The 19,814-nt window shown below is 59.4% G+C and carries 23 protein-coding genes and 2 tRNA genes; 10 read left to right on the forward strand and 15 right to left on the reverse strand.

Features of this window, described 5'->3' with window-relative positions; genetic code table 11:
• Positions 1 to 55: 55 nt before the first annotated feature.
• The 4 genes from ACQ7C1_RS26270 to ACQ7C1_RS26285 all read right to left on the reverse strand — a co-directional run bounded on the left by ACQ7C1_RS26270 (position 56) and on the right by ACQ7C1_RS26285 (position 5,365).
• Positions 56 to 2,899, reverse strand: a complete 2,844-nt coding sequence (locus ACQ7C1_RS26270) for a valine--tRNA ligase (protein WP_430960386.1) — start codon at positions 2,897 to 2,899, stop codon at positions 56 to 58.
• 117 nt (positions 2,900 to 3,016) lie between these two features.
• Positions 3,017 to 3,889, reverse strand: a complete 873-nt coding sequence (locus tag ACQ7C1_RS26275; RefSeq protein WP_221113250.1) for a DUF2497 domain-containing protein — start codon at positions 3,887 to 3,889, stop codon at positions 3,017 to 3,019.
• 265 nt (positions 3,890 to 4,154) lie between these two features.
• A complete protein-coding gene (locus ACQ7C1_RS26280) occupies positions 4,155 to 4,820 on the reverse strand; it encodes a protein-L-isoaspartate O-methyltransferase family protein (protein ID WP_183700899.1) in 666 nt (221 codons plus the stop codon).
• A gap of 471 nt (positions 4,821 to 5,291) precedes the next feature.
• Positions 5,292 to 5,365: transfer RNA gene (locus tag ACQ7C1_RS26285), tRNA-Cys, on the reverse strand.
• A 268-nt stretch (positions 5,366 to 5,633) separates the two neighbouring features.
• On the opposite strand from ACQ7C1_RS26285, the gene ACQ7C1_RS26290 reads away from it, so the two are divergent.
• Together ACQ7C1_RS26290 and ACQ7C1_RS26295 are read left to right on the forward strand one after the other, a co-directional pair.
• Entirely contained in the window at positions 5,634 to 5,897 is a 264-nt protein-coding gene (locus ACQ7C1_RS26290; RefSeq protein ID WP_430960387.1) for a hypothetical protein, read from the forward strand.
• Positions 5,898 to 6,009: 112 nt separating this feature from the next.
• Positions 6,010 to 6,348, forward strand: coding sequence for a KTSC domain-containing protein (locus tag ACQ7C1_RS26295; protein WP_430960388.1), 339 nt, complete (start codon positions 6,010 to 6,012; stop codon positions 6,346 to 6,348).
• Positions 6,349 to 6,401: 53 nt separating this feature from the next.
• On the opposite strand, the gene ACQ7C1_RS26300 is transcribed toward ACQ7C1_RS26295, so the two are convergent.
• Complete coding sequence (locus ACQ7C1_RS26300; protein ID WP_430960389.1) at positions 6,402 to 6,689, reverse strand: hypothetical protein; 288 nt, start codon at positions 6,687 to 6,689, stop codon at positions 6,402 to 6,404.
• 94 nt (positions 6,690 to 6,783) lie between these two features.
• Complete coding sequence (locus ACQ7C1_RS26305; RefSeq protein ID WP_085777917.1) at positions 6,784 to 7,101, reverse strand: hypothetical protein; 318 nt, start codon at positions 7,099 to 7,101, stop codon at positions 6,784 to 6,786.
• 117 nt (positions 7,102 to 7,218) lie between these two features.
• On the opposite strand from ACQ7C1_RS26305, the gene ACQ7C1_RS26310 reads away from it, so the two are divergent.
• Positions 7,219 to 7,293 (forward strand) — tRNA-Asn (locus ACQ7C1_RS26310).
• 494 nt (positions 7,294 to 7,787) lie between these two features.
• Here the strand turns inward: ACQ7C1_RS26310 and ACQ7C1_RS26315 are convergent.
• The 4 genes from ACQ7C1_RS26315 to ACQ7C1_RS26330 form a co-directional block, all read right to left on the reverse strand.
• Positions 7,788 to 8,120 carry a hypothetical protein gene (locus ACQ7C1_RS26315; protein WP_085777916.1) on the reverse strand — a complete coding sequence of 111 codons (333 nt, stop codon included), beginning with the start codon at positions 8,118 to 8,120 and terminating at the stop codon, positions 7,788 to 7,790.
• Between the two features lie 292 nt (positions 8,121 to 8,412).
• The gene (locus ACQ7C1_RS26320) at positions 8,413 to 8,616 is read right to left on the reverse strand and encodes a CsbD family protein (protein ID WP_009986102.1); all 204 of its coding nucleotides are present in this window, start codon (positions 8,614 to 8,616) and stop codon (positions 8,413 to 8,415) included.
• Between the two features lie 234 nt (positions 8,617 to 8,850).
• Positions 8,851 to 9,030 carry a hypothetical protein gene (locus tag ACQ7C1_RS26325; RefSeq protein WP_085777915.1) on the reverse strand — a complete coding sequence of 60 codons (180 nt, stop codon included), beginning with the start codon at positions 9,028 to 9,030 and terminating at the stop codon, positions 8,851 to 8,853.
• 289 nt (positions 9,031 to 9,319) lie between these two features.
• Positions 9,320 to 9,658 carry an oxidoreductase gene (locus ACQ7C1_RS26330; RefSeq protein ID WP_430960390.1) on the reverse strand — a complete coding sequence of 113 codons (339 nt, stop codon included), beginning with the start codon at positions 9,656 to 9,658 and terminating at the stop codon, positions 9,320 to 9,322.
• A gap of 195 nt (positions 9,659 to 9,853) precedes the next feature.
• Here ACQ7C1_RS26330 and ACQ7C1_RS26335 point away from each other — a divergent pair, with 195 nt between their 5' ends.
• The 3 genes from ACQ7C1_RS26335 (at position 9,854) to ACQ7C1_RS26345 (ending at position 12,053) form a co-directional block, all read left to right on the forward strand.
• The gene (locus tag ACQ7C1_RS26335) at positions 9,854 to 10,102 is read left to right on the forward strand and encodes a hypothetical protein (RefSeq protein WP_430960391.1); all 249 of its coding nucleotides are present in this window, start codon (positions 9,854 to 9,856) and stop codon (positions 10,100 to 10,102) included.
• Positions 10,103 to 10,567: 465 nt separating this feature from the next.
• Complete coding sequence (locus tag ACQ7C1_RS26340; RefSeq protein WP_085777913.1) at positions 10,568 to 11,488, forward strand: hypothetical protein; 921 nt, start codon at positions 10,568 to 10,570, stop codon at positions 11,486 to 11,488.
• Positions 11,489 to 11,693: 205 nt separating this feature from the next.
• A complete protein-coding gene (locus tag ACQ7C1_RS26345) occupies positions 11,694 to 12,053 on the forward strand; it encodes a low affinity iron permease family protein (RefSeq protein WP_085777912.1) in 360 nt (119 codons plus the stop codon).
• Positions 12,054 to 12,067: 14 nt separating this feature from the next.
• Here the strand turns inward: ACQ7C1_RS26345 and ACQ7C1_RS26350 are convergent, their stop codons facing one another.
• Positions 12,068 to 12,487 (reverse strand): low affinity iron permease family protein, encoded by a 420-nt coding sequence (locus tag ACQ7C1_RS26350; RefSeq protein WP_085777911.1) that lies wholly within the window; start codon positions 12,485 to 12,487, stop codon positions 12,068 to 12,070.
• Between ACQ7C1_RS26350 and ACQ7C1_RS26355 the strand changes: the two genes are divergently transcribed.
• Positions 12,471 to 12,599 (forward strand): hypothetical protein, encoded by a 129-nt coding sequence (locus ACQ7C1_RS26355; protein WP_259668362.1) that lies wholly within the window; start codon positions 12,471 to 12,473, stop codon positions 12,597 to 12,599. The two genes, ACQ7C1_RS26350 and ACQ7C1_RS26355, sit on opposite strands and share 17 nt — an antisense overlap.
• A 37-nt stretch (positions 12,600 to 12,636) precedes the next feature.
• On the opposite strand, the gene ACQ7C1_RS26360 is transcribed toward ACQ7C1_RS26355, so the two are convergent.
• Positions 12,637 to 12,939 carry a DUF6074 family protein gene (locus tag ACQ7C1_RS26360; RefSeq protein WP_183700885.1) on the reverse strand — a complete coding sequence of 101 codons (303 nt, stop codon included), beginning with the start codon at positions 12,937 to 12,939 and terminating at the stop codon, positions 12,637 to 12,639.
• Positions 12,940 to 13,133: 194 nt separating this feature from the next.
• Between ACQ7C1_RS26360 and ACQ7C1_RS26365 the strand changes: the two genes are divergently transcribed.
• Entirely contained in the window at positions 13,134 to 14,399 is a 1,266-nt protein-coding gene (locus ACQ7C1_RS26365) for a glycerate kinase type-2 family protein (RefSeq protein ID WP_430960392.1), read from the forward strand.
• Between the two features lie 17 nt (positions 14,400 to 14,416).
• Here the strand turns inward: ACQ7C1_RS26365 and ACQ7C1_RS26370 are convergent, their stop codons facing one another.
• The 3 genes from ACQ7C1_RS26370 to ACQ7C1_RS26380 form a co-directional block, all read right to left on the reverse strand.
• The gene (locus ACQ7C1_RS26370) at positions 14,417 to 15,370 is read right to left on the reverse strand and encodes an NAD-dependent epimerase/dehydratase family protein (protein ID WP_430960393.1); all 954 of its coding nucleotides are present in this window, start codon (positions 15,368 to 15,370) and stop codon (positions 14,417 to 14,419) included.
• 94 nt (positions 15,371 to 15,464) lie between these two features.
• The gene (locus ACQ7C1_RS26375; RefSeq protein WP_430960394.1) at positions 15,465 to 16,421 is read right to left on the reverse strand and encodes a lytic transglycosylase domain-containing protein; all 957 of its coding nucleotides are present in this window, start codon (positions 16,419 to 16,421) and stop codon (positions 15,465 to 15,467) included.
• A gap of 147 nt (positions 16,422 to 16,568) precedes the next feature.
• Positions 16,569 to 17,228, reverse strand: a complete 660-nt coding sequence (locus tag ACQ7C1_RS26380; RefSeq protein WP_085777906.1) for a peroxiredoxin — start codon at positions 17,226 to 17,228, stop codon at positions 16,569 to 16,571.
• A gap of 388 nt (positions 17,229 to 17,616) precedes the next feature.
• On the opposite strand from ACQ7C1_RS26380, the gene ACQ7C1_RS26385 reads away from it, so the two are divergent.
• Positions 17,617 to 18,204 carry an ANTAR domain-containing response regulator gene (locus tag ACQ7C1_RS26385; RefSeq protein WP_430960395.1) on the forward strand — a complete coding sequence of 196 codons (588 nt, stop codon included), beginning with the start codon at positions 17,617 to 17,619 and terminating at the stop codon, positions 18,202 to 18,204.
• A gap of 34 nt (positions 18,205 to 18,238) precedes the next feature.
• Entirely contained in the window at positions 18,239 to 19,519 is a 1,281-nt protein-coding gene (locus ACQ7C1_RS26390; RefSeq protein WP_430960396.1) for a CmpA/NrtA family ABC transporter substrate-binding protein, read from the forward strand.
• Positions 19,520 to 19,814: the final 295 nt, after the last annotated feature.

Raw genomic sequence — 19,814 nt, forward strand, 5'->3', positions numbered from 1 at the left:
GACGCGCCCGATGGGGCGCGTCCTTGATATAAATTACCAAAATCGGCGACAAAACTTATCCGGCTTCGGTCACCCTCAAAAGGGCGGTTTTCAAGCTGGCGATCTGTCCCTTCAACTCATCGAGACGCTCGCGCTCGGCCTCGACCACCTCGGGGTTGGCATTGGCGACGAACTTCTCGTTGGAAAGCTTGCCATTGATGCGAGCGATTTCGCCATCCATCTTGGCAATCGCCTTTTCCAGACGGGCCTTTTCGGCGGAAAGATCGATCAGATTGCCGAGCGGAAGGCAGACAGTGGCTTCGGCGACGACGATCTGAGCCGCGCCCTTCGGCGCATCGTCGGAAAGCGATATCGCTTCCACGCGGGCAAGCCGCTTGATGGCGGCGTCGTGGCGGAACAGCCTTTCGCGCGTGAGATTGTTGGCCTTAACGACGACCAGCGGGGCGGTCGCCGACGGTGGCACATTCATTTCGGCGCGCACGGAGCGGATGCCTGAGACGAGGTCGATCAGCCAATTGATCTCGTCGGCGGCTGCGTTATCCGCATAGGACGGCGCCGGCCATTCGGCATGGCACACCAGCGTGTCGCGCTCCTTGCCTTCGCCTGCGGTATGCGCCCAAAGCTCTTCGGTCATGAAGGGCATGAAGGGATGCAAGAGCTTATAGATCTCTTCGAGAATATAGGCGCTGCAGGCCTGGGCTTCGGCCTTGGCGCCCCCGTCATCGCCATTGAAGACCGGCTTCAGAAGCTCGAGATACCAGTCGCAGACTTCGTTCCAGACGAAACGGTAGAGCGCGCCGGCGGCATCGTTGAAGCGGAAGGCTTCAAGCGCTTCCGTTACGTCACGTTCCGTACGGGCAAGCTCCGTCAGGATCCAGCGGTTGATGGTGAGCTCGGCGGCCTCCGGCACGAAGTGCGGATCGCTCTTAGCACCGTTCATCTCGGCAAAACGCGTGGCGTTCCAGAGCTTGGTGCCGAAATTGCGGTAGCCGGCGATGCGGGCCGGATCGAGCTTCACGTCACGGCCCTGTGCGGCCATGATCGCCAGGGTGAAGCGCAGCGCGTCGGCGCCGTATTCGTCGATCAGTTCCAGCGGGTCGATGACGTTGCCCTTCGACTTCGACATCTTCTGCCCGTTCTTATCGCGCACCAGTGCGTGGATATAGATCGTATGGAAGGGTTCGACGGAATCGCCATTCTCGTTCTTCATGAAATGCAGGCCCATCTGCATCATGCGAACGACCCAAAACGGGATGATATCGAAACCGGTGACGAGGACATTCGTCGGGTAGTAACGCGCAAGTTCCGGCGTCTCGTCGGGCCAGCCGAGCGTCGAGAAAGGCCAGAGCGCAGAAGAGAACCATGTGTCGAGCACGTCCTCGTCCCGCGTCAGGATTTCGCCAGGCTTGAAGTTTTCGAGCAGGTCCTCGACATAGGCCTTCATCGGCCCCTCATGCGAGAGGTAATGCTGGATCGCCGCCTGCAGCGCCTCCTCCTCGGTTTTTTCGACGAAGACTTGGCCGTCGGGACCGTACCAAGCCGGAATCTGATGGCCCCACCAGAGCTGGCGGGAGATACACCACGGTTCGATGTTCTCCAGCCAATTGAAGTAGGTGTTTTCCCAGTTCCTGGGAATAAATCTGGTCCTTCCCTCGCGAACGGACTCCAGGGCAGGCTGCCCCAATGTCTTGTTGTCGACAAACCATTGTTCCGTCAGCCGCGGCTCGATCGGCACGCCGCCACGGTCGCCATGCGGGACCATATGTTTGTGCGGTTCGATCTTGTCGACAAGGCCGGCCTCTTCGAAGATCTCGACGATGACCTTGCGTGCATAGAAGCGGTCCTGCCCTTCCAGACGGTCCCAGGCGCCATGCAGCGCCGCCGGATTGTCGAGACCTTCAAGGAAATCCTCATTGTCCTTGATGGCAATGGTGCCATCGACGTTCATGACGTTGATCGCCCGCAGTTTCGCGCGCTTGCCGACTTCAAAGTCGTTGAAATCATGGGCAGGCGTGATCTTCACCGCACCTGTGCCGGCCGTCGGATCAGCATAGGAATCGGCGACGATCGGTATCCTGCGGCCGACGATCGGCAGGATCACATGCTTGCCGATGATCGGCTTGTAACGCTCGTCTTCGGGGTTCACGGCAACGCCGGTATCGCCGAGCATCGTCTCCGGCCGCGTCGTGGCGACAACGATATAGTCACGCGTCTCGAACTCAGTCGGCTTGCCTTCCTCGTCGAAGGCGATCGGATATTGATAGGTGACGCCGGGCTCGAGCGGATAGCGCAGATGCCACAGATGACCCTTCACCTCGTGTTGTTCGACCTCCATGTCGGAAATCGCCGTCAGGAGTTTTGGGTCCCAATTGACGAGGCGCTTGTCCTTGTAAATCAGGCCTTCCTTATAGAGCGTGACGAAAACCTCGAGAACGGCTTGCGACAGGCCTTCGTCCATGGTGAAGCGCTCGCGTGACCAGTCGCAGGACGCGCCGAGGCGCTTCAGCTGGTTGAAGATCAGACCGCCCGATTCCGCCTTCCATTCCCAGATCTTGTCGATGAAGGCTTCGCGGCCCATCTCGCGGCGGCCCGGCAGCTGCTGCTCCTTCAGCTTGCGCTCGACGACCATCTGGGTGGCGATGCCGGCGTGATCCATGCCCGGCTGCCAGAGCACGTCCTTGCCGCGCATGCGCTCGAAGCGCACCATGATGTCCTGCAGCGTATTGTTCAGCGCGTGCCCCATATGGAGCGAACCGGTGACGTTTGGCGGCGGGATCACGATGGTGAAGGTCTCGGCCCCTGGTTTGGCGTTCGCGCCGGCGCGGAAGGCGTCCGCCTCATCCCATTTCGCGGCGATTTTCGGTTCGACTGCGGCGGAATCATAGGTCTTGTCGAGCATTTTCTGACCAATTTCGAGGTTCGAGGATGGGGGGTTGTAAATAGGATGGCCACGGCCAAGTCAATAAAAAAGCCGCCCCGGAGACCGGAGCGGCTTTTCCAGGAAAAATCAATCCGATCAGCGGCGCGGGCCGCGCGCCACGCGCTCGATTTCCTCGCGCACCAGCCGTTCGACCAGAGTCGGCAGATTGTCATCAAGCCATTCACGCAGCATCGGGCGCAGCATGTCCTCGGCAATCTCGTCCAGCGACCGGCGCTCGGCACCGTCGATCGCCGCGGCAAGCTCCTCGAAGGAGCGGCTGATCTGCAGACCGGCATCTTCCGAAAGCAGGGCGGGCTGGGCCTCCTCGACAACGCTCGGCAGGAAACGCTCGGTCGACGAAGGAGCGGGCTCCAAAGCCGGTGGCGCAGTTTCGGCGGCAGCAGCGGCTTGATCGGCGACGGCGACCCGCGGTGTTTCGGCAAGCGCCGGCTCAAGCGGCTGCCGGACGGGACCAGAGGAAACGGGTGCTGCGGCAGTGGTAAAAACAGGCTGTGCCGGCTGCGGCTGCGGACTTGCAGCGCGCGGCGGCTCCGGCATGACGGCCGGCTGCGGCTCCGGCTGGCGGAAGCCGCTCGGAATTTCGCGCAAGGCTTGACCGGCCTGCACGGCGCTGCGCTCGGAGGCGGCGCGCACGCGGGCCGCGACATCGGCAAGCGACAGCGCGCGGGCCGGAGCTTCGGTCTCAGGGGCGGTGCCGGCCGAATTGGCGGCGACGAAACGCGGATCGGACGAGCGCATGGCCGGTTCGGGAAACTCGACGCCGGCATAGGTGTCATCCACCGTCAGATGGATTTCGGAGCCGTTGTCGTCGTCGTCAGCGCCGTAAACCGGCGGCACGGAAGCTGAAATCGCCTTGCCGGCGCCGGGTTCATTGCTTTCGATGATCTGGCGGATGGAGGCCAGAATTTCTTCCATGGACGGTTCACGCGCTACACTTGGCTGAGCCATATCTATCCCCGTTATCCCAACACAACGATCGGACGGTGTGGAGCGTTCATCCGAATCACCACGACCTTAGAATACCCCAGACGCGAAAAAAATCATCGAGAATCAAATGAATGCGGCCATGCACAGTTTTGTTACCCAATGTTTGCCGCCCGCCATCCGGGACGACAACGCCAGGATAAATTATGTTTGTGAAGGCTTTCCGGCAGCACTGACAGAAACGGGCGCCAATGGCGCCCGTCGCTCGAATTCACCAGGGAGAACGACGTCAGAAAACGAATTCGCGCGCCTTGGCAAAACCCGGCAGTGGCTTGACTGAAGCGTTGAAGAAGACGTTTTCCGAGATGGCGCCGCGCTCGGCGACGAAGACCTTGGCGCGAGCGGCATTGCCATAGCCTTCGACCGTGACCAGACGGCCGCCATCGCGCAACTGCCCGAGAAGAGCGGCCGGAACCTCCTCGACCGCGCCGTTGACGAAGATCAGATCATAGGGAGCGCCGGCGGCATAGCCTTCTTCGAGGGGACCGGTCACGACCTCGATCTTGCCATAGCCGGCAAGGTTTGCCTTCGCTTCGGCAGCCAGCGCCTCGTCGCATTCAAGGGCAATGACCGAGCCGGCGATGATCGACAGCAGCGCCGTTGTATATCCCGTGCCGCACCCGACCTCGAGCACGAAATCGTCTTTGCCGATGGTGGCCAGTTGCAGCAGCTTGGCAAGCGGCGAGGCCTCCATCAGGAAGCGGGCCGGCTTGCCCGGCGCGGCGGGTGATATTTCGACGTCGTTGTCGATATAGGCCAGCAGCTTTGATTTCTCCGGCACGAAAGCCTCGCGCGGCACGGTGAGAAAGGCCGTCAGCACGGAATGCGAGGTAACATCCGTCGTGCGGATTTGGGTGTCGACCATCTTTGCGCGCGCTGCTTCGAAATCCATCATGTCCTCTCGCTCTTGAAAGCGGTTCCTGTCCCTCGTCTCTTAATCTCCGCCACGGATGCTTTCAAGACTTGGCAACGGTCGGCGAAAAGAATCCGCCAGGCGGCTCTTTCTCGCCACAGGAGGCAGGGCGCTGCAACGCAAGCGTGATATGCCCTCCCCCTCATGTTATAATTTGCAGCGGAGTGAATAGGAGGAGCAGGCCAATGTCTGCGATTTTCGAATATTTCACGCTGTTCGATTTTCTTATCGTCGCAGCGCTGGTCGGCATCTTTTGCTGCGGGCTGCTGGACGGTGAGACGACCTGAGGAGATCGAGCGCCGAAGCACACTCCGGCGCAGCTTGCATGGAGCCCGCGACCATCCGAGGCGGGGACGCGGGTTGGGTGCGCTTGACCGTAAAATGGGGTGCGGCCGAGCGATCATCTCGAAATCAGCCAGGTTTCACAACCCTTTAGCAGCGATGAGGAGAAATTGGAGGCCTCGCCCGGAATTGAACCGGGGTACAAGGATTTGCAGTCCTCTGCGTCACCACTCCGCCACGAGGCCTCACCTGTGACCGACATCGAAAAATATCGTGTGGTGGCCGCGATTTAGACCAGCTCTAGAATGAGCGCAAGACCTTTCATTCTGAATGGGATCCTTTTTTCATTCCAGATAGCGTTGGCGGAAAATCCTGCGTGACCCGCTCCACGCTTGGATGATGATAGTGGGTTAACTACATACCAACAAAAGTCCAGCCCTTCGGCATCACCCCAAATAGTTACGATTGCAATGCGAACCGATTTGGTTGATCCCCATTTTCTGGGGAGAAATCATGCACGACGCGACATTCGGCGGGACTGCCAAAGACATCTTTTTTTCACTGCTTGCCACGCTCAAGCGCCTCTCGAGGATCTATGTGAACGGAGGCAAGGAAGACGAGTGGGGCTATGCCCTCGTTACCGAAACTGTCATCGACATCAACACGAAGATGCCGATCACCGGCCACGTGATGCGCAAGGTCGTCGACGGCAAGTTTGTTCACCGCCAGATGACAGAGGAAGAGTGCGAAGATTTCAACGCCGGCCGATCCTGGTGAATTGCCTGCCACTCGGGACATGAAAAACCACCGGCGGCATTTGGACAAATTCCCAACTTGACTTAGAGCGCCTGCCCGCCATCTTATCGCCGTGGGAGGGATAGGAGCTGCGATGGAATGGGCTGCCCTCAAAGAAAGGCAGGGACGTGCGGCATATGATGCCGAGACCCGGGATCTCCACGTAAAGTTCGCCGGTTCCGCGCCGGTGAAACATGCGAACATTCCGCCACATGTCTACCAGAACCTTCTGGAAACGAACGATCCGCACTTCTATTACCGGTATTATATCGCGCCATCGCGCGTCTCACCGGCCCGTCGACAACCCTTCTCGATGGTCGTCCACGGACTGAAGCTCGTTCTGCTTCTTGCCGCCTGCAGTGTGTTGATGGCAACCGAGCTCGATCAGGGCCATGGCGGGATTTTCGAGGAAAGCGAACTGAGATCGAACTAGAATCGCAATCATCTGGATCCATGCAGCTCGAACTCGACGGCGGGCCCGTGTGATCAGCCGATGATGATGCCGACGCTTTCAAGCGAGGTCCTCTTCTGGGAGCGGTAGCGGCGATCGTCCCGACCGCGGTCGTTCCTGCCGTCGCGCTCATTACGGCCGTTAAAATTGCGATAGTTGCGAGGCCCGTTATACCAGCCTTCGCCTTGATCGATGACGCACCCTTCGGGGCGGCGGCAGATACCGCTCGCGTCAAAACCCCGGCTGTCGACGGCCTGGGCCTCGGCTGATGTGGCTGAGACCATCGCCGCTACCGAGAAAACTGCAATAAAAAATGGCTTCATATCCTCACCCGGATCATCGTGGTGCGTTTCAGCTCCATAAATCACCAATGCCGAAAACGATCCACGTTCCGCAGGGCGTCTCCCGCGACCGCCGTTAGCCGGCCGGCGTTCGCCGCCTGTGCCACCAGACTGCCAGCCGGCGCCGAAGCCGGCGGGCGATGGAAAGATCATGCGAAAGCACCAGGAGGCCGAGCGGCAGCATCCAGAAACCGAGGACCGGCAGGAAGCCCAGCAATCCACAGAAAACGAGGGCCGCACCGATTGCCATCCGTCCGATGCGTGAGTGCGGCATGCCAATGCTGAAGGAGCCGAGCATAAGCCTGTGGTTTACGTGGTCGATACCGAAGCGCCCTGCCCGCCTTCTGCGCTTTTCGCTGCCCGTTGTCTCTTGGCGATCATTCCTATTTGTCATTTCCCAGAGATGGGCGCAGACTGTCCAAATACAAGTTCATTTCATTTTTTTGAAAAAACTGCTTGGCAAATCGGGCAAGCATTTGTATTAGCCCACTCACACCGCGCCAAGCAGTGATCCCTGGTAGCTCAGCGGTAGAGCATTCGACTGTTAATCGACAGGTCGCCGGTTCGAATCCGGCCCGGGGAGCCAATTCTAGAAATAAGTGCCTGTTTTGTTGAGCAATCCGAAGGCAGGCACTTACTTCCCCGCTTTCCCCCAATTTTGAAGTCATATGTTGCCGTCGCTTGGGCTATAATTTTTCTGTTACTGATTTATCCCAACGTTAATTCCGCCGTTGGCGGCACACCGACCGTGGGCGGCAAGGCACTCCTCTCGCCTAGTCCTAAATCCGCACCCGCCTGAACCTTGCGAAAGTTCCCAAGGCGCGTGGATTCGGTCTATCTGAAGCTTTTGCTGGTAACCACGGATGTACTGGCGCCGTGCTAATGCAAAAGAAGGGTCGGCGCTGTCATTCGCCCGATCCTTCTCTTTTGCGACAGTTCAGTGGCTACTGCTGATAGCTCCCTTCCCTGTCCGACACGTGATTTCCTCGCACCGCAGCTGGTCAGATCCAGACAGGTATCGGCGCAGGCTACCCTACTGCATGTTTTCATGCCGAGGGCAGTTGCAGTTAGTGCTGCCGACTAAAAGTCAAAATACACGGTCACACCTGACCGACGGCGATAGGGGTAATCGTCGCGATAGCCGTAATAGTCGCGATAGCCGTGGTAGTCGCGGTAGCCGTAATAACGCGGACGATAGCACGAGCCGTAATACCGGCAGTCGCGGTAAGCGTACCGGTGTTTCTTCCAGTGGCCATACGCATGTCCATTACCGTGGTGACGGTGTTTGACCTGCTCGACGTCGGCCGTGTGTATAGCTACCGCTTTCGACACGACAATCGGCGCGGCGTTAAGCGGCAGGGCGAAAGATGCAGACAAGACAATGGCTGCAAGCGAGGAAAAAAGCATCTTCATCGGCGCATCCTTTCAAGCTGCGATTCTGGTTTAACAAGCATTAACCTCCGATGAACGACGGCCCGCTCACAAAAACACCAGAGACGCATCGCTGGTTTGGCCGCGGGTGGTGTTCGAGTCGGCCATTGGTGTTCAGAGCAAGCGCACACGGGCAGTCAGCCGGCGGCGACCGTTATCGAGGGAGCGCGCCCGGCGCTGCTGCCTGGCCGCCGGCATAGGTATAAGATGTGAAAATGGCACGCCCATTAAGTTGGGCGTGCCGAATTACCGATCCTTGCTCCGATAATGCGACTTACCAGGTCTGGCGATTATACCAGTCGTCAATGTCTCGCCGGGTACGGTCTTTCTCGTAGCCGTAGCGCTCCTGGATCTTGCCTTCGAGCTGATCGCGCTTACCGTTGATGACGTCAAGATCGTCGTCGGTCAGCTTGCCCCACTGCTCCTTGACCTTGCCTTTCATCTGCTTCCAATTACCTTCGACGCGGTTCCAATCCATGGCTTATTCCTCCTGTCGTTAGGAAAGAGGAACGGAGATGAGCGATAAGGGTTCCGCTTCGGCAGGCGGCCAGCCAGTACAGAATCAACATTCTTCGTACGGGCAGCGAGTGGCAAGACTCCGCCTCGAGCGGCTGGAGGCTCTGATTGGGTGTTCAGCATGTCGGATCGAGCGCTTTGTCTCGCAAATTCTGGTCGTCCGACCCCAGACATCGGATTTGAAGCGGCTCCCTCTCTAATAGCTGCACGAACGGCCGTCGCCGGGCCGGAAGCCGTCGGCGCAGGCCGGGTTCATGGAATCGCCAGGCTGGTATCCCGATGCCGAGCCATATGAATTTGGCGGCGTCGAGCAAGCTGAGGCAATGACCGACAGGCCAATTGCTCCGGCCGCTAAGAATGCTCGAAATCTGTTCATGAATACTTCTCCCATTTCCGCTGCGCTCGGTAAGCGAGAGTCCCTTCTTCCAGAACCACGGGAGCATTTCCCGAACTCCTCCGAAATCACTCTGCGGCTGAAGATATAGGCGCGACTCTCAACGGACGTCAGCTTCAGCCGCGAAAATTCGTGCGGGCCGTTAAAAATTATGAGTGCAATACGTTCATATTGTCGGCCATCCTCGCGGTATTAGAAGATAGCACAACGCATATGGCGCCCCGGAAGCGATACTGACTTCCGGGGCAAGTTGACGAAGCGGCTCGAGCTTTCAGCGGCATGCATTTGCCGCATCAGGTTGTGTCGAGCTATTGCCGGAGGTGGGAGCCGGGTTGCCGGTGCCGCCGGCCTGCTGGCGCTGACAGTCGTTCGGATCGCCGCCGGAGCCGGTCGCACCGGTCGCACCGGCGCCGACAGTCGTATTTGCGCCGGCACCGCTGGAGTTCGTGTTGCCGGAACCGCTGGCGTCCGAACCAGACATGGTGCCGCTGCCGGAACCTGAGCCTCCGCCGCCGCCGCTGCCCGATCCCGAGCCTCCACCTGATTGCGCCATTGCCGACGTTGCCAGGCCAATCGAGATTGCTGCTACTGCCATCATTCTCAGAAGCATTGGATATCCTCCTCGCTGCTTCATTGCCGATAGGCAGCAAACAAAAGCCTCTGGAGATTGTTTCAGTTCGAAAACGTACAGGAACGTCCCTGCGTCGCTCACCGCCTCGGCCGATGACCGAACGAACGGCGGAAACGCCTTCATTCTTGACTCGAAGGCGGATGAGAACATAATAGGAACATCGGTGGGGCGCAAATGAAAATCGGATTGGAAGCTCTGAAGGAGATCGAGGTCGTGCGTCCGCAGGCAGCCGAAAAATTAGCAGAAGAAACGTTGAGAGGAGAAGTCGACGCAGTTGTCGCTTTTCACCAAGGGGACGTCCGTGCCGCCATTACAACGCTGCTGCTGGATTGCCGTCATCTCAGACTTCAGCTCGCCCTGAGAGATAAAGGCGTGAGCCGCGGCATGGCCTGTGAACGGACAACGACCGTTGAAAGGCCATGAGACATCGTCGCGGTATCGGCCTCGCGCCTCCTGATCGCCACTCCGTCGAAATCGAAAGGGCAACATTGGCGACGTTGCCGGAGTGGTTCGTCATGTATGCCCGTTGCCACGCATGTCGCCGCCAGATGTTTATCGAGCGGCGGAATATTGCCCGGCGCTGCGGCCAGAACCTGTCTCTCGCCAGTCTGGCCAAACGCCTTCAATGCCAAGGATGCGGCAAGACCGCTCCAGCAATCTGCTGTTCCTTCAAATGCTGCCGCGCGACAGACAGGCAACGGCGCGCTTCAAACCCACCGCTTCCACCGGCGGGAACAAACGCCATCGTTAAAAGTTGTGTGGCATCAACCACGTAACGTCGCCTTTGACAGGAGGTCTCTCATGGGTCGCGGTATTCTACTTTGGCTGCTTGGCGTTCCACTGCCTATCATCATTCTTCTGGCTCTGTTTATGCGATAGGAACGGATCATGTCGGTTTCAATGACAGGTTCCGGAGAGGTTGCTGCTCCGGTCGAATCCTCCAAATCCGCCATGACATGGGGACCCATCTTCGGTGGCGCGGCCGCCGCCATCGGAGTAACCCTCATCCTTCTTCTTCTGGGATCCGGGCTTGGGTTGACGATGGTGTCGCCCTGGTCAGGACAAAGCAGTTCGCTCGGCACGCTCGGCATCACAGCGGCGATCTGGCTCGTTCTCGTGCAATGGCTCTCCTCCGCGCTCGGAGGCTATGTAACCGGCCGCTTGCGCACAAAATGGGCCGCCGTCCACACCGACGAGGTTTTCTTCCGCGACACCGCGCATGGTTTTCTAAGCTGGGCTCTGGCAACCATCTTCGTCGCCGGATTCCTTGCGTCGTCGCTGACATCGCTTGCCGGTGCCGGTGCACAGGCGGTAGGATCGGCCGCGCAAGCCGTAGGCTCGACCGCCGCGGCCGCCGGTACGGCAGCAGCAACGTCGTCAACCTCGCCGCTGGATCTTTCCACCGCCTATTTTACCGACGCATTGCTACGCCCTGACCAGGCGCGTGCGGCAGCGACATCCAACGATGCTGCGGCAACGTCGGAAGTCTCCCGCATCCTCCTCAATGGCGCTGCCGAAGGGCAAGTTCCAGATGAGGACAAGGCCTATCTTGCCACCATCGTCTCTGCGCGGACCGGTCTCTCCGAAGCCGATGCACGCGCCCGCGTGGATGCTGTGCTGAAGCGTATCGACGACGCTAAGGCCGCCACGCAGAAGGCTGCCGACGAGGCACGAAAAGCCGCCTCGACCACGGCATTGCTGGGATCCTTGTCGCTTCTGGTCGGCGCCTTCATAGCCGCTGCGGCTGCGGCTCTGGGAGGATCGCAACGCGACGCAGAGGAAGATCTCGTCGTCACATCCCGCCTCTAACTGAGGGGGGCGCGGTCTCAACGGCGCGCCCCAGTCCTCGGCTCGGCAGTCAGCCTGACCAAAAGCACGCACGTCACGCTAAAGCCGGTAGAGGAGCGTATGAAGACGTGAAACGCCAAAGCGCATCTGAATAATCGCGACACGCCTGGTGATGGAAACGGCTACGATCTGCTCCATCTTCCTTTATGGGACTGTGGAGAGCCATATGCGCTGGCGCTTTCGACTGATTTCCGACCTCGCCGTTTCATGGGCAGGGCACCGTGTGGTTCCTGTCGCGCTGATTGGGTTCATAACTCTATGGACGGCAGTCGGTTTAAGATTTTCCTTTCCCCGGCAGTGGTTTCTGCTGACCAACATGGTGGGCACGCTCGTCACATTCCTTATTTTGCTGCTGCTGCAGCACTCCCAAAATCGGGACATGAAGGCACTCCATGCCAAGCTCGACGAACTAATCCGATCAAGCGAGGCAGGAAACCATTGGATTGCAGCCGAGAAGAAAGATGCCGACGCCATTGAAGAGATGCGGCAGCAACATCAAGACCAGATTTCGGCGAAGCGAGTGTGAGGAGATGGGCGCCTCTAACCGGACGTTGCCTCTGCGCCGGATTTCTCGTCCGATTTCTCATCCGCCTTCTCCTCGACGCTTTCGGCCTTTTCTGCAAGCGTCTTGCTCATTTCCCTGAGCTCGCCCTCGTCGAGCTTTTCGATGCCGACAAATTTATTGGCGGCCTGACTCGTCAGAATGAGTTCGTCAAGCTTGGCCTGCAAAGCCTTTCCGTCACGGTTCTGGCTGTTCTGCAACACAAACACCATCAGAAAGGTGATGATGGTGGTCGTCGTGTTGATCACGAGCTGCCACGTTTCGGAATAATCGAAATATGGCCCGGACACTGCCCAGACGAGGACGAGCATCAGAGCTGCGATAAAGGTGAACGGCCTTCCCGACAGCTCGGCGACGGCGGTTGCGAAGGAAGAGAAGAAGTTGGATTTGTTCGACATTCGAGAAGGCTCCCGCAGCATCAATGCTGTCAATCGACAACATCAACTCCACATCCGGGCGGAAGTTCCTCATGCCGTCGAGGTCGATCCGGACGGCATGCTCAATGCATGAGATTGCTGGTCAGACGCGTCGGATCAAACCCGATGAATCAGCGTTTCTGTGATTTGGCAACGGCCTGCTTCTGGTGGCTGAGGACCAGTTCGATCTGGACATCTTGTTGAAACTCCATCACCCGCTGACCGACAAGGCTCTCCGGCATTCCCGCGGCTAGAAGCTGATCGGCAAGCCTGCGGCACTCGGCCTTCCAGAATTCGACTGCGTCCGCGCCATGCCGGCGGCCGAGTTCCCGGGCGCAGCGTTCGATATTGGCAGTTCCGGTTGCGGAGGGAAAGGCAATAACCTTGCCTTCGTGAGAGGTGGCGGCAGGGCGGCAGGTCGTTTCAGTGGCCATCGAATACAGGTTTCCTTTGATCCTATATGTTGTCTACGGGAGGATGGTTAATGCTTTCTATTCGTTCGCCTCTTCCAATGCCGAGACTCTGCGTCACTGCCGTCAGATCACCGCATCTTCGGCCTTGACGCCGCCACGCCGATACGCCGACAGTCTCGGTCACAATCGACACCTTGAGGCAGCAGAGACCAACGATGACGATAACCGCCCCCCGCGATTTCCTGAAAAGCCTGTTCGACGCGGCAGTTCGCGCGGCCGATCCGCTGACCGGCATCAAATCGCACCTGCCGGAGAAACCGAAAGGAAGAACCGTCGTGATTGGCGCCGGCAAGGGCGCGGCGCAGATGGCGCGGGCGCTCGAAAGCGCATGGGCCGGACCGATCGAGGGGTTGGTGGTCACGCGATACGGCTATGGCTGCGAAACACGCTTCATCGAGATCATCGAGGCAGCCCATCCGGTGCCCGACGCTGCTGGGTTCGCTGCCGCCAGACGGTTGATGGAAACGGTGAACCGGCTGACGGAAGACGATCTCGTGATCGCGCTGATCTGCGGCGGCGGCTCGGCACTGCTGCCCGCCCCGCCGGAAGGATTGACGCTCGAAGACGAAATTGCGCTCAACGAAATGCTGCTTGCGTCGGGCGCGCCGATCTCGGCGATGAATGTGGTGCGCAAGCATCTCTCCACCATCAAGGGCGGAAGACTGGCGGCAGCGACGAAAGCGAGAGTCGTCAGCCTGATCGTTTCGGATATTCCCGGCGATAACCCGTCCCACGTCGCCTCCGGGCCGACGGTGCCCGACGGTTCAACACGGCAAGAAGCGCTGGAGATCATCAGGCAGTATGGATTGCAGCTGCCGCAGGCCGCGCTCGACCATTTGAACTCGCCAAAGGCAGATGCACCGCGGCCGGACGATCCGGTATTCCTGCGGCACGAGCATCACATCATCGCCTCTGCCGGCGTTTCGCTGGCGGCCGCCGCTGCCGAGGCGGAATCACAAGGGATCACGCCGGCAATCCTTTCGGATGCCATCGAAGGCGAATCGCGTGACGTGGCGCTGGTGCATGCGGCCATCGCCCGCGAGATCCTCGGGCGGAACAGGCCATTCTCGAAGCCGGTCGTCCTCCTGTCCGGCGGCGAGACGACGGTGACGCTGAAAGCCAAAGGCGGCAAGGGCGGGCGCAATGGCGAATTCACCCTTGCCATGGCGCTTGCAATCGATGGGCAAGACGGCATTGCTGTGCTGGCTGCCGACACGGACGGGATCGACGGCTCGGAAGACAATGCCGGCGCCTTTGCCGATGACGGCACGGTGAAGCGTCTGCGCGCCGCCGGGCTCGATCCGCGCCGACTGCTCGACGGCAATGACAGCTACTCGGCGTTCAAGGCTATCGGCGATCTCTTCGAGACCGGTCCGACCGGAACCAACGTCAACGATTTCAGGGCGATCCTCATCCGTTAGAGACGACTAACCGGCGATCAGGTCTTGATCCGTCCCTGCCCGACCAGCCAGCCGACCGATTCCTGCACCGCCTGCAGAGACGTATATCTCGGGGTGTAGCCCAACAGGCGCCGGGCTTTGGCAATCGAGCAGTTCGGACTGCGGGCGATGTGCTCCCATGTCGCCTCCGCGTCCTCGGCCGTCTGGCCCTCCGCCCAGGCGTCGAATGGTGCGAAGGTGAGCTTCGGGTCCTGCCCGAACCACCGCGACATGAATTCGGCGTAGCCGCGAAGCGTCACGGCCTGCTCCGATACCGCATGGAAACTTTCGCCGATCGATGCATTCCGATTGGCGATCGCGTCCATGAACATCGCCGCCACGTCGTCGGCATGGACATGATGAACGGTCTCCAGACCGAAATTGGGCAGCGCCAGAGCCTCTCCGCGGGCAAGGGTCGAAAAGACCTGCAGATTGAAATTGCCGGCCGGATTGAGCGGCGCCCATCCGCGGCCGACAATGTGGCCGGGATGAATGATGGTCGCCGGAAAACCCCGAAGTCTTGCCTGCTGCAGCAGATAGGTTTCGATCGCCGCCTTTTGAATGCCATAGTCACCGAACGGAGACTTCGGCGCTTCCTCCCGTGTCGGCACGGCCACCGGATATCCATGTGTCCAGATCGTGCCAGTATGTAGGAAATGGCCGACATGCCCTGACAGCGCCGTCACCAGCTGCTCGGCGCTTTCCAGCGTGAAGCAGATCATATCGATGACGATATCGGCGTTCAAGGCCCGCACGGCCGGGCCGAATTCGCCGGTCCGCTCCATCTCTACCCGGTCCATCTGTCGCTGATCGACGGAGGCCCAAGCGCGGTTTGCCGTATAAGGCCTTGCCGCGCCGCGGCTGATGGTGACGACGTCGTGACCCGCCTCCACCAGACGAGGAACGAGATAGGTTCCGACATGGCCCGTTGCCCCAATGACCAAAACGCGCATTGTCTTCCCTCCCGATGGCATGATCCGCTGCGACTATGCTGCGCCGCCGGGCGATCCTGCAAGCAGACTTTTCGTTGCGAATGGAGCAGGCCTTCTATTGGTTCCTGAAAACGAGGCAGGTGCCGCCGTGCTTGCGGATCTGATTGCAGACGTCGTTGGCCTCCATACGTGTCTGCCGGGCGATGCGGGCGGCATAACGCGGTCGAAAACCGAAGCTTCGATCGCGCTGACGCAGGATCAGGGGCTGCTCCGCGTTCAATGGCGCAGGCAGATTCAGCACGGCGTCGCGGAACATGCGCCGCGCCACGGCGGCATCGGCATTCGCCGCCAGCTGGACGCCCCAGGGAGCCCAAATGCCCTCCTGACGCCAAGGCGTGTCCTTCAATATCCGGCTTTCGGCCAGCGCCACGCAGCCGTCAAGGAAGGGCCTGTCCTTGTCGAGCGGGGCGGCCGCATTCTCAGGCGGATTTTCCTTCCACTCCTCGATCGTGTGCGCGGTGATCGCCATCACGTAGCCGCGCGTCTCGTAGGGTAACCTGCCTGTTGTAAGGTAAGTCGCAAGACCGTTTTCGCCGGCGTTGTAGGCGGCCGCGGCAAGGCCGAGATTGCCAAAACGATTTCGCAATTCGTCGAGATATTGCGCCGATTTCCTCAAGGCTTCCAGCGCCTGATAGCTGTCTTCGACGCCGCGAAGTTTCGCCGTTCCAGGCATGAACTGCGCAATGCCCTGCGCGCCCTTGATGCTGACTGCGTCGGGGCGAAAGGTGCTTTCCCGCCAGATGAGACGGGCGAAATAAGCCGGCGGCAACCGATTGGCCTCGGCGAAATGCTCGATCGCGATGCAGAGGTCACGATTGAAACTGTCCTTGCGGATGCAGAGCCGCTCGCCTGAACCGGAAGCTGCGGGTCCAGAATAGAGACAGGCTGGCTCGGCAGCACTCTCTTCCGGCTGAGCTTTCGGCGTATCGACGCCGGAAAACAGAAAATAAAGCAAAAGCAGGGCCTTCGCCGAACTCCTCAAAATGCCGGACTGACGCTTTCGCCCTATCATCGGATCTCAGCAGGTTAACTTCCATCGCGACGCTCATGCTAGATAACATCGATCATGGCGCGAAGCTTCCCATTTCGCAATGCGGGCATGAAAAAAGCCGCCGGGCAATGGCCGCGGCGGCTTCGGGAACGAACTTGAAAGCCGTTTTCAGACCGACGGCTGCTTCGTCTTCCTGAGATAGGGCAGAACCGTATCGAAGGAGCCGAACCGCGCGATCGCATCGTCATTGGAAACGGCGGCGGTGATGATGACATCTTCGCCCTGATTCCAGTTTGCCGGCGTCGCCACCTGGTGCTTGGCCGTCAGCTGGATCGAGTCGATGGCGCGCAGGATCTCATTGAAATTGCGGCCCGTCGTCATCGGATAGGTCAGGATCAGCTTGATCTTCTTGTCCGGACCGATGATGAAGACCGAGCGCACCGTCGCATTGTCGGCAGGCGTGCGGCCTTCGGAGCTGTCGCCGGCACCGGCCGGCAGCATGTCATAGAGTTTGGCGACCTTCAGGTCCTTGTCGCCGATCAAGGGGTAATCGACATCAAAGCCGGTTGCGGTCTTGATGTCGCCCTTCCACTTGGCATGGCTTTCGACCGGGTCGACGGAAATGCCGATGATCTTGACGCCGCGTTTGGCAAATTCGTCGGCGAGGCCGGCCATGGCGCCGAGCTCCGTCGTGCAGACAGGCGTGAAATTCTTCGGGTGCGAGAACAGCACGGCCCAGCCGTTGCCGATCCAATCATGGAAGCTGATCGGTCCCTGCGTCGTATCGGCGGTAAAGTCGGGAGCGATGTCGTTGATGCGTAAGCTCATGGTCGGCCCTCCAAGCCTTTGTTCAATGTTTTTCATCTTAAATCGCGGGGCATCGGCCGTCCTTCGGAAGCAGTCGCAGATTGCGATGATCGAGATCGCGCCGACAGGAAGTAAAGACCTCCTATCCCCAAATTTAACTAGGTCATATACCACGATAACTAAAGGTATGCCCTTTCGATTTCCGGGCTGCTGCGGCATTATTTTTACATAATGAAGGAAAGGCAGCTGTTAGCGATCTCGCGGCCAGCACCGAGGGCTTGGTGACCAGATCGGCTCGCTGCGCGCCTGAAACTGCGCCATTTTGATTAATTTTTATGCATAGTATTTTATGCACATTTTTCAGGCGTACGCCTTGCCAAAATTGCTGCAGCGCGTCATAATTATGCGAATGACGCATCGCGATCTGACAATTCTGGTGATCGACGAAAATGCCATACGCGCCTCCATCATTGAGGAAGGACTGCGCGAGGCAGGGCATGCGCGCGTCACCGTCGTGCATGAGGTCAACGGCATCGCACGAACGATCGAAACGCTGATGCCCGACGTGATCATCATCGATATCGAAAATCCCAACCGCGACATGATGGAACATCTGTTCCAGCTGACGCGCACGGTCAGCCGCCCGATCGCCATGTTCGTCGATCGCTCCGATACGGCCTCCATCGAGGCCGCCGTCGAGGCCGGCGTTTCGGCCTATATCGTCGACGGATTGAAGAAGGAGCGAGTCAAACCGATTCTCGATATGGCCGTCAGCCGCTTCAATGCCTTCAGCCGGCTGCTGCGCGAGCTCGCCGATGCCCGCTCGGCACTGGAGGAACGCAAGCTCATCGAGCGCGCCAAGGGCATACTCATGAAAATGCGCGGACTCTCCGAGGAAGAGGCCTTCGCCCTGCTGCGCCAGACAGCAATGAATGAAAAGAAGAAAATGTCGGAGATCGCCCAGAGCGTCGTCACCGCTGCAGGGCTTTTGATGTAATGGCCGATATTGCGAATTTCCGGAGGAAACCGGAGTGGATATGATGACAAAGACCGCCAATTCCGGCGGGCTGCCCTCGCCCGCATGCGTGAACAACGAAGGCGCGAAAGTACTGCGGGCGGGATTCATTCCGCTTGTCGACGCATCGGTGCTGATTGCGGCGGCAGAATTCGGTTTTGCACAGAAAGAAGGCCTGACCCTCGATCTCGTCAAGGACGTTTCCTGGGCGAATGTTCGCGACCGGCTGGCGTTTCGCCAGTTCGACATCGCCCATATGCTTTCGCCGATGCCGGTCGCTTCGATGCTCGGCCTCGGTTCCAATCCGTCGCCGACGATCACGCCTTTTTCGTTGGGTCGCGGCGGCAACGCCATCACCCTATCGGCCCGGCTCTTCGAGAGGATGCGCGAGGACGCCGGCTTGCCGGAAACGGCAGGCGCGCTCGACAATGCCCGCGCCCTGGCAAAGACATTGGCGGCAATGAAGGCACGCGAAGAGCCGCTGCCGACCTTCGGCGTTACCTATCCTTTCTCTTCCCACAATTACGAATTCCGTTACTGGCTGGCGGCGGGCGGCATCGATCCCGACAAGGACGTCAAGCTCGTCGTCGTGCCGCCGCCCATGACATCAGACGCGTTGGCGGCCGGTGCGATCGACGGGTTCTGTGTAGGCGCCCCGTGGAATATGGTTGCCTCCGAGCGCGGGCTCGGCCGTATAGTCGCCGCCAAGCAGGATATTTGGCCCTCGGCTCCTGAAAAGGTGATCGGCATGCGGCCGGATTGGGCCGAAAGCCGTCCCGAAACCGTTTCCCGATTGATTGTGGCGCTCGACGCTGCAGCGCGCTGGTGCGACCGCCCGGACAATCACGACGCGTTGGCGGCCGCCCTTTCCGATCCCCGTTACATCGCCGCCCCGGTAAACATCATCCGCCGCGTTCTCGCCGGCGAATTCAACCTCGATGCCAATAGCAACCGGCGCGTCATCCCCGAATATTTTCAATTCCACTCCGGTTTCGCCAACTATCCGAGGCCGAGCCATGCCCTCTGGATTTACAGTCAGATGATCCGTTGGGGGCAGGCGGAGACCAGCCTCAACAGGGCACGGGCCGCCACCTCCGCCTACCGCCCGGATCTCTATCGCGCAGCTCTAGGCGACAACAACGCGCCTGTTGATGCCGATATTCGCATCGAAGGCGGCGAAGATAACGATCGCTTCATGGATGGTCGGATCTTCGATCCCGCAGCGCTGCCGGATTATGTCGCGGGCTTTGCCGTCAGGAGCACCCTGCCCTTCCTCACCGGCAACGACGAAACCTGATGCCAGGCCTGCCTGCACAAAACGCCAGCACGGATCGGCGGCCGCCCTATCACAACGCACAAAAGATTTGCACCTCTGCCGCTGCTCGAAAAATAGGCAAGACTAAAATCTCTCTCGAAAAGCTTTCATTTCAAAGGCTTGAGCAACATGTAGAAAATTGGCACGCGGTTTGCATTGCTTGTATTGCGCGGATCAACGGCGATCGGGGCGAAATGGGCACACGCAGGCGCTCATCAAGACACGGGCTACGTTGCGACAAGCAAAGCAAACGGTAGTCGATCAAATGTTCAGCAAC

The sequence above is a fragment of the Rhizobium sp. Nf11,1 genome (assembly GCF_050587665.1).
In the GTDB taxonomy this organism is placed as follows: Bacteria; Pseudomonadota; Alphaproteobacteria; order Rhizobiales; family Rhizobiaceae; genus Rhizobium.

What these genes read in the sequence shown, in the direction of transcription:
- ACQ7C1_RS26270 (WP_430960386.1), bottom strand. Translation starts at nt 2,899, where the DNA reads ATGCTCGACAAGACCTATGATTCCGCCGCAGTCGAACCGAAAATCGCC.
- ACQ7C1_RS26275 (WP_221113250.1), bottom strand. Translation starts at nt 3,889, where the DNA reads ATGGCTCAGCCAAGTGTAGCGCGTGAACCGTCCATGGAAGAAATTCTG.
- ACQ7C1_RS26280 (WP_183700899.1), bottom strand. Translation starts at nt 4,820, where the DNA reads ATGATGGATTTCGAAGCAGCGCGCGCAAAGATGGTCGACACCCAAATC.
- ACQ7C1_RS26290 (WP_430960387.1), top strand. Translation starts at nt 5,634, where the DNA reads ATGCACGACGCGACATTCGGCGGGACTGCCAAAGACATCTTTTTTTCA.
- ACQ7C1_RS26295 (WP_430960388.1), top strand. Translation starts at nt 6,010, where the DNA reads ATGGAATGGGCTGCCCTCAAAGAAAGGCAGGGACGTGCGGCATATGAT.
- ACQ7C1_RS26300 (WP_430960389.1), bottom strand. Translation starts at nt 6,689, where the DNA reads ATGAAGCCATTTTTTATTGCAGTTTTCTCGGTAGCGGCGATGGTCTCA.
- ACQ7C1_RS26305 (WP_085777917.1), bottom strand. Translation starts at nt 7,101, where the DNA reads ATGACAAATAGGAATGATCGCCAAGAGACAACGGGCAGCGAAAAGCGC.
- ACQ7C1_RS26315 (WP_085777916.1), bottom strand. Translation starts at nt 8,120, where the DNA reads ATGAAGATGCTTTTTTCCTCGCTTGCAGCCATTGTCTTGTCTGCATCT.
- ACQ7C1_RS26320 (WP_009986102.1), bottom strand. Translation starts at nt 8,616, where the DNA reads ATGGATTGGAACCGCGTCGAAGGTAATTGGAAGCAGATGAAAGGCAAG.
- ACQ7C1_RS26325 (WP_085777915.1), bottom strand. Translation starts at nt 9,030, where the DNA reads ATGAACAGATTTCGAGCATTCTTAGCGGCCGGAGCAATTGGCCTGTCG.
- ACQ7C1_RS26330 (WP_430960390.1), bottom strand. Translation starts at nt 9,658, where the DNA reads ATGCTTCTGAGAATGATGGCAGTAGCAGCAATCTCGATTGGCCTGGCA.
- ACQ7C1_RS26335 (WP_430960391.1), top strand. Translation starts at nt 9,854, where the DNA reads ATGAAAATCGGATTGGAAGCTCTGAAGGAGATCGAGGTCGTGCGTCCG.
- ACQ7C1_RS26340 (WP_085777913.1), top strand. Translation starts at nt 10,568, where the DNA reads ATGTCGGTTTCAATGACAGGTTCCGGAGAGGTTGCTGCTCCGGTCGAA.
- ACQ7C1_RS26345 (WP_085777912.1), top strand. Translation starts at nt 11,694, where the DNA reads ATGCGCTGGCGCTTTCGACTGATTTCCGACCTCGCCGTTTCATGGGCA.
- ACQ7C1_RS26350 (WP_085777911.1), bottom strand. Translation starts at nt 12,487, where the DNA reads ATGTCGAACAAATCCAACTTCTTCTCTTCCTTCGCAACCGCCGTCGCC.
- ACQ7C1_RS26360 (WP_183700885.1), bottom strand. Translation starts at nt 12,939, where the DNA reads ATGGCCACTGAAACGACCTGCCGCCCTGCCGCCACCTCTCACGAAGGC.
- ACQ7C1_RS26365 (WP_430960392.1), top strand. Translation starts at nt 13,134, where the DNA reads ATGACGATAACCGCCCCCCGCGATTTCCTGAAAAGCCTGTTCGACGCG.
- ACQ7C1_RS26370 (WP_430960393.1), bottom strand. Translation starts at nt 15,370, where the DNA reads ATGCGCGTTTTGGTCATTGGGGCAACGGGCCATGTCGGAACCTATCTC.
- ACQ7C1_RS26375 (WP_430960394.1), bottom strand. Translation starts at nt 16,421, where the DNA reads ATGATAGGGCGAAAGCGTCAGTCCGGCATTTTGAGGAGTTCGGCGAAG.
- ACQ7C1_RS26380 (WP_085777906.1), bottom strand. Translation starts at nt 17,228, where the DNA reads ATGAGCTTACGCATCAACGACATCGCTCCCGACTTTACCGCCGATACG.
- ACQ7C1_RS26385 (WP_430960395.1), top strand. Translation starts at nt 17,617, where the DNA reads ATGACGCATCGCGATCTGACAATTCTGGTGATCGACGAAAATGCCATA.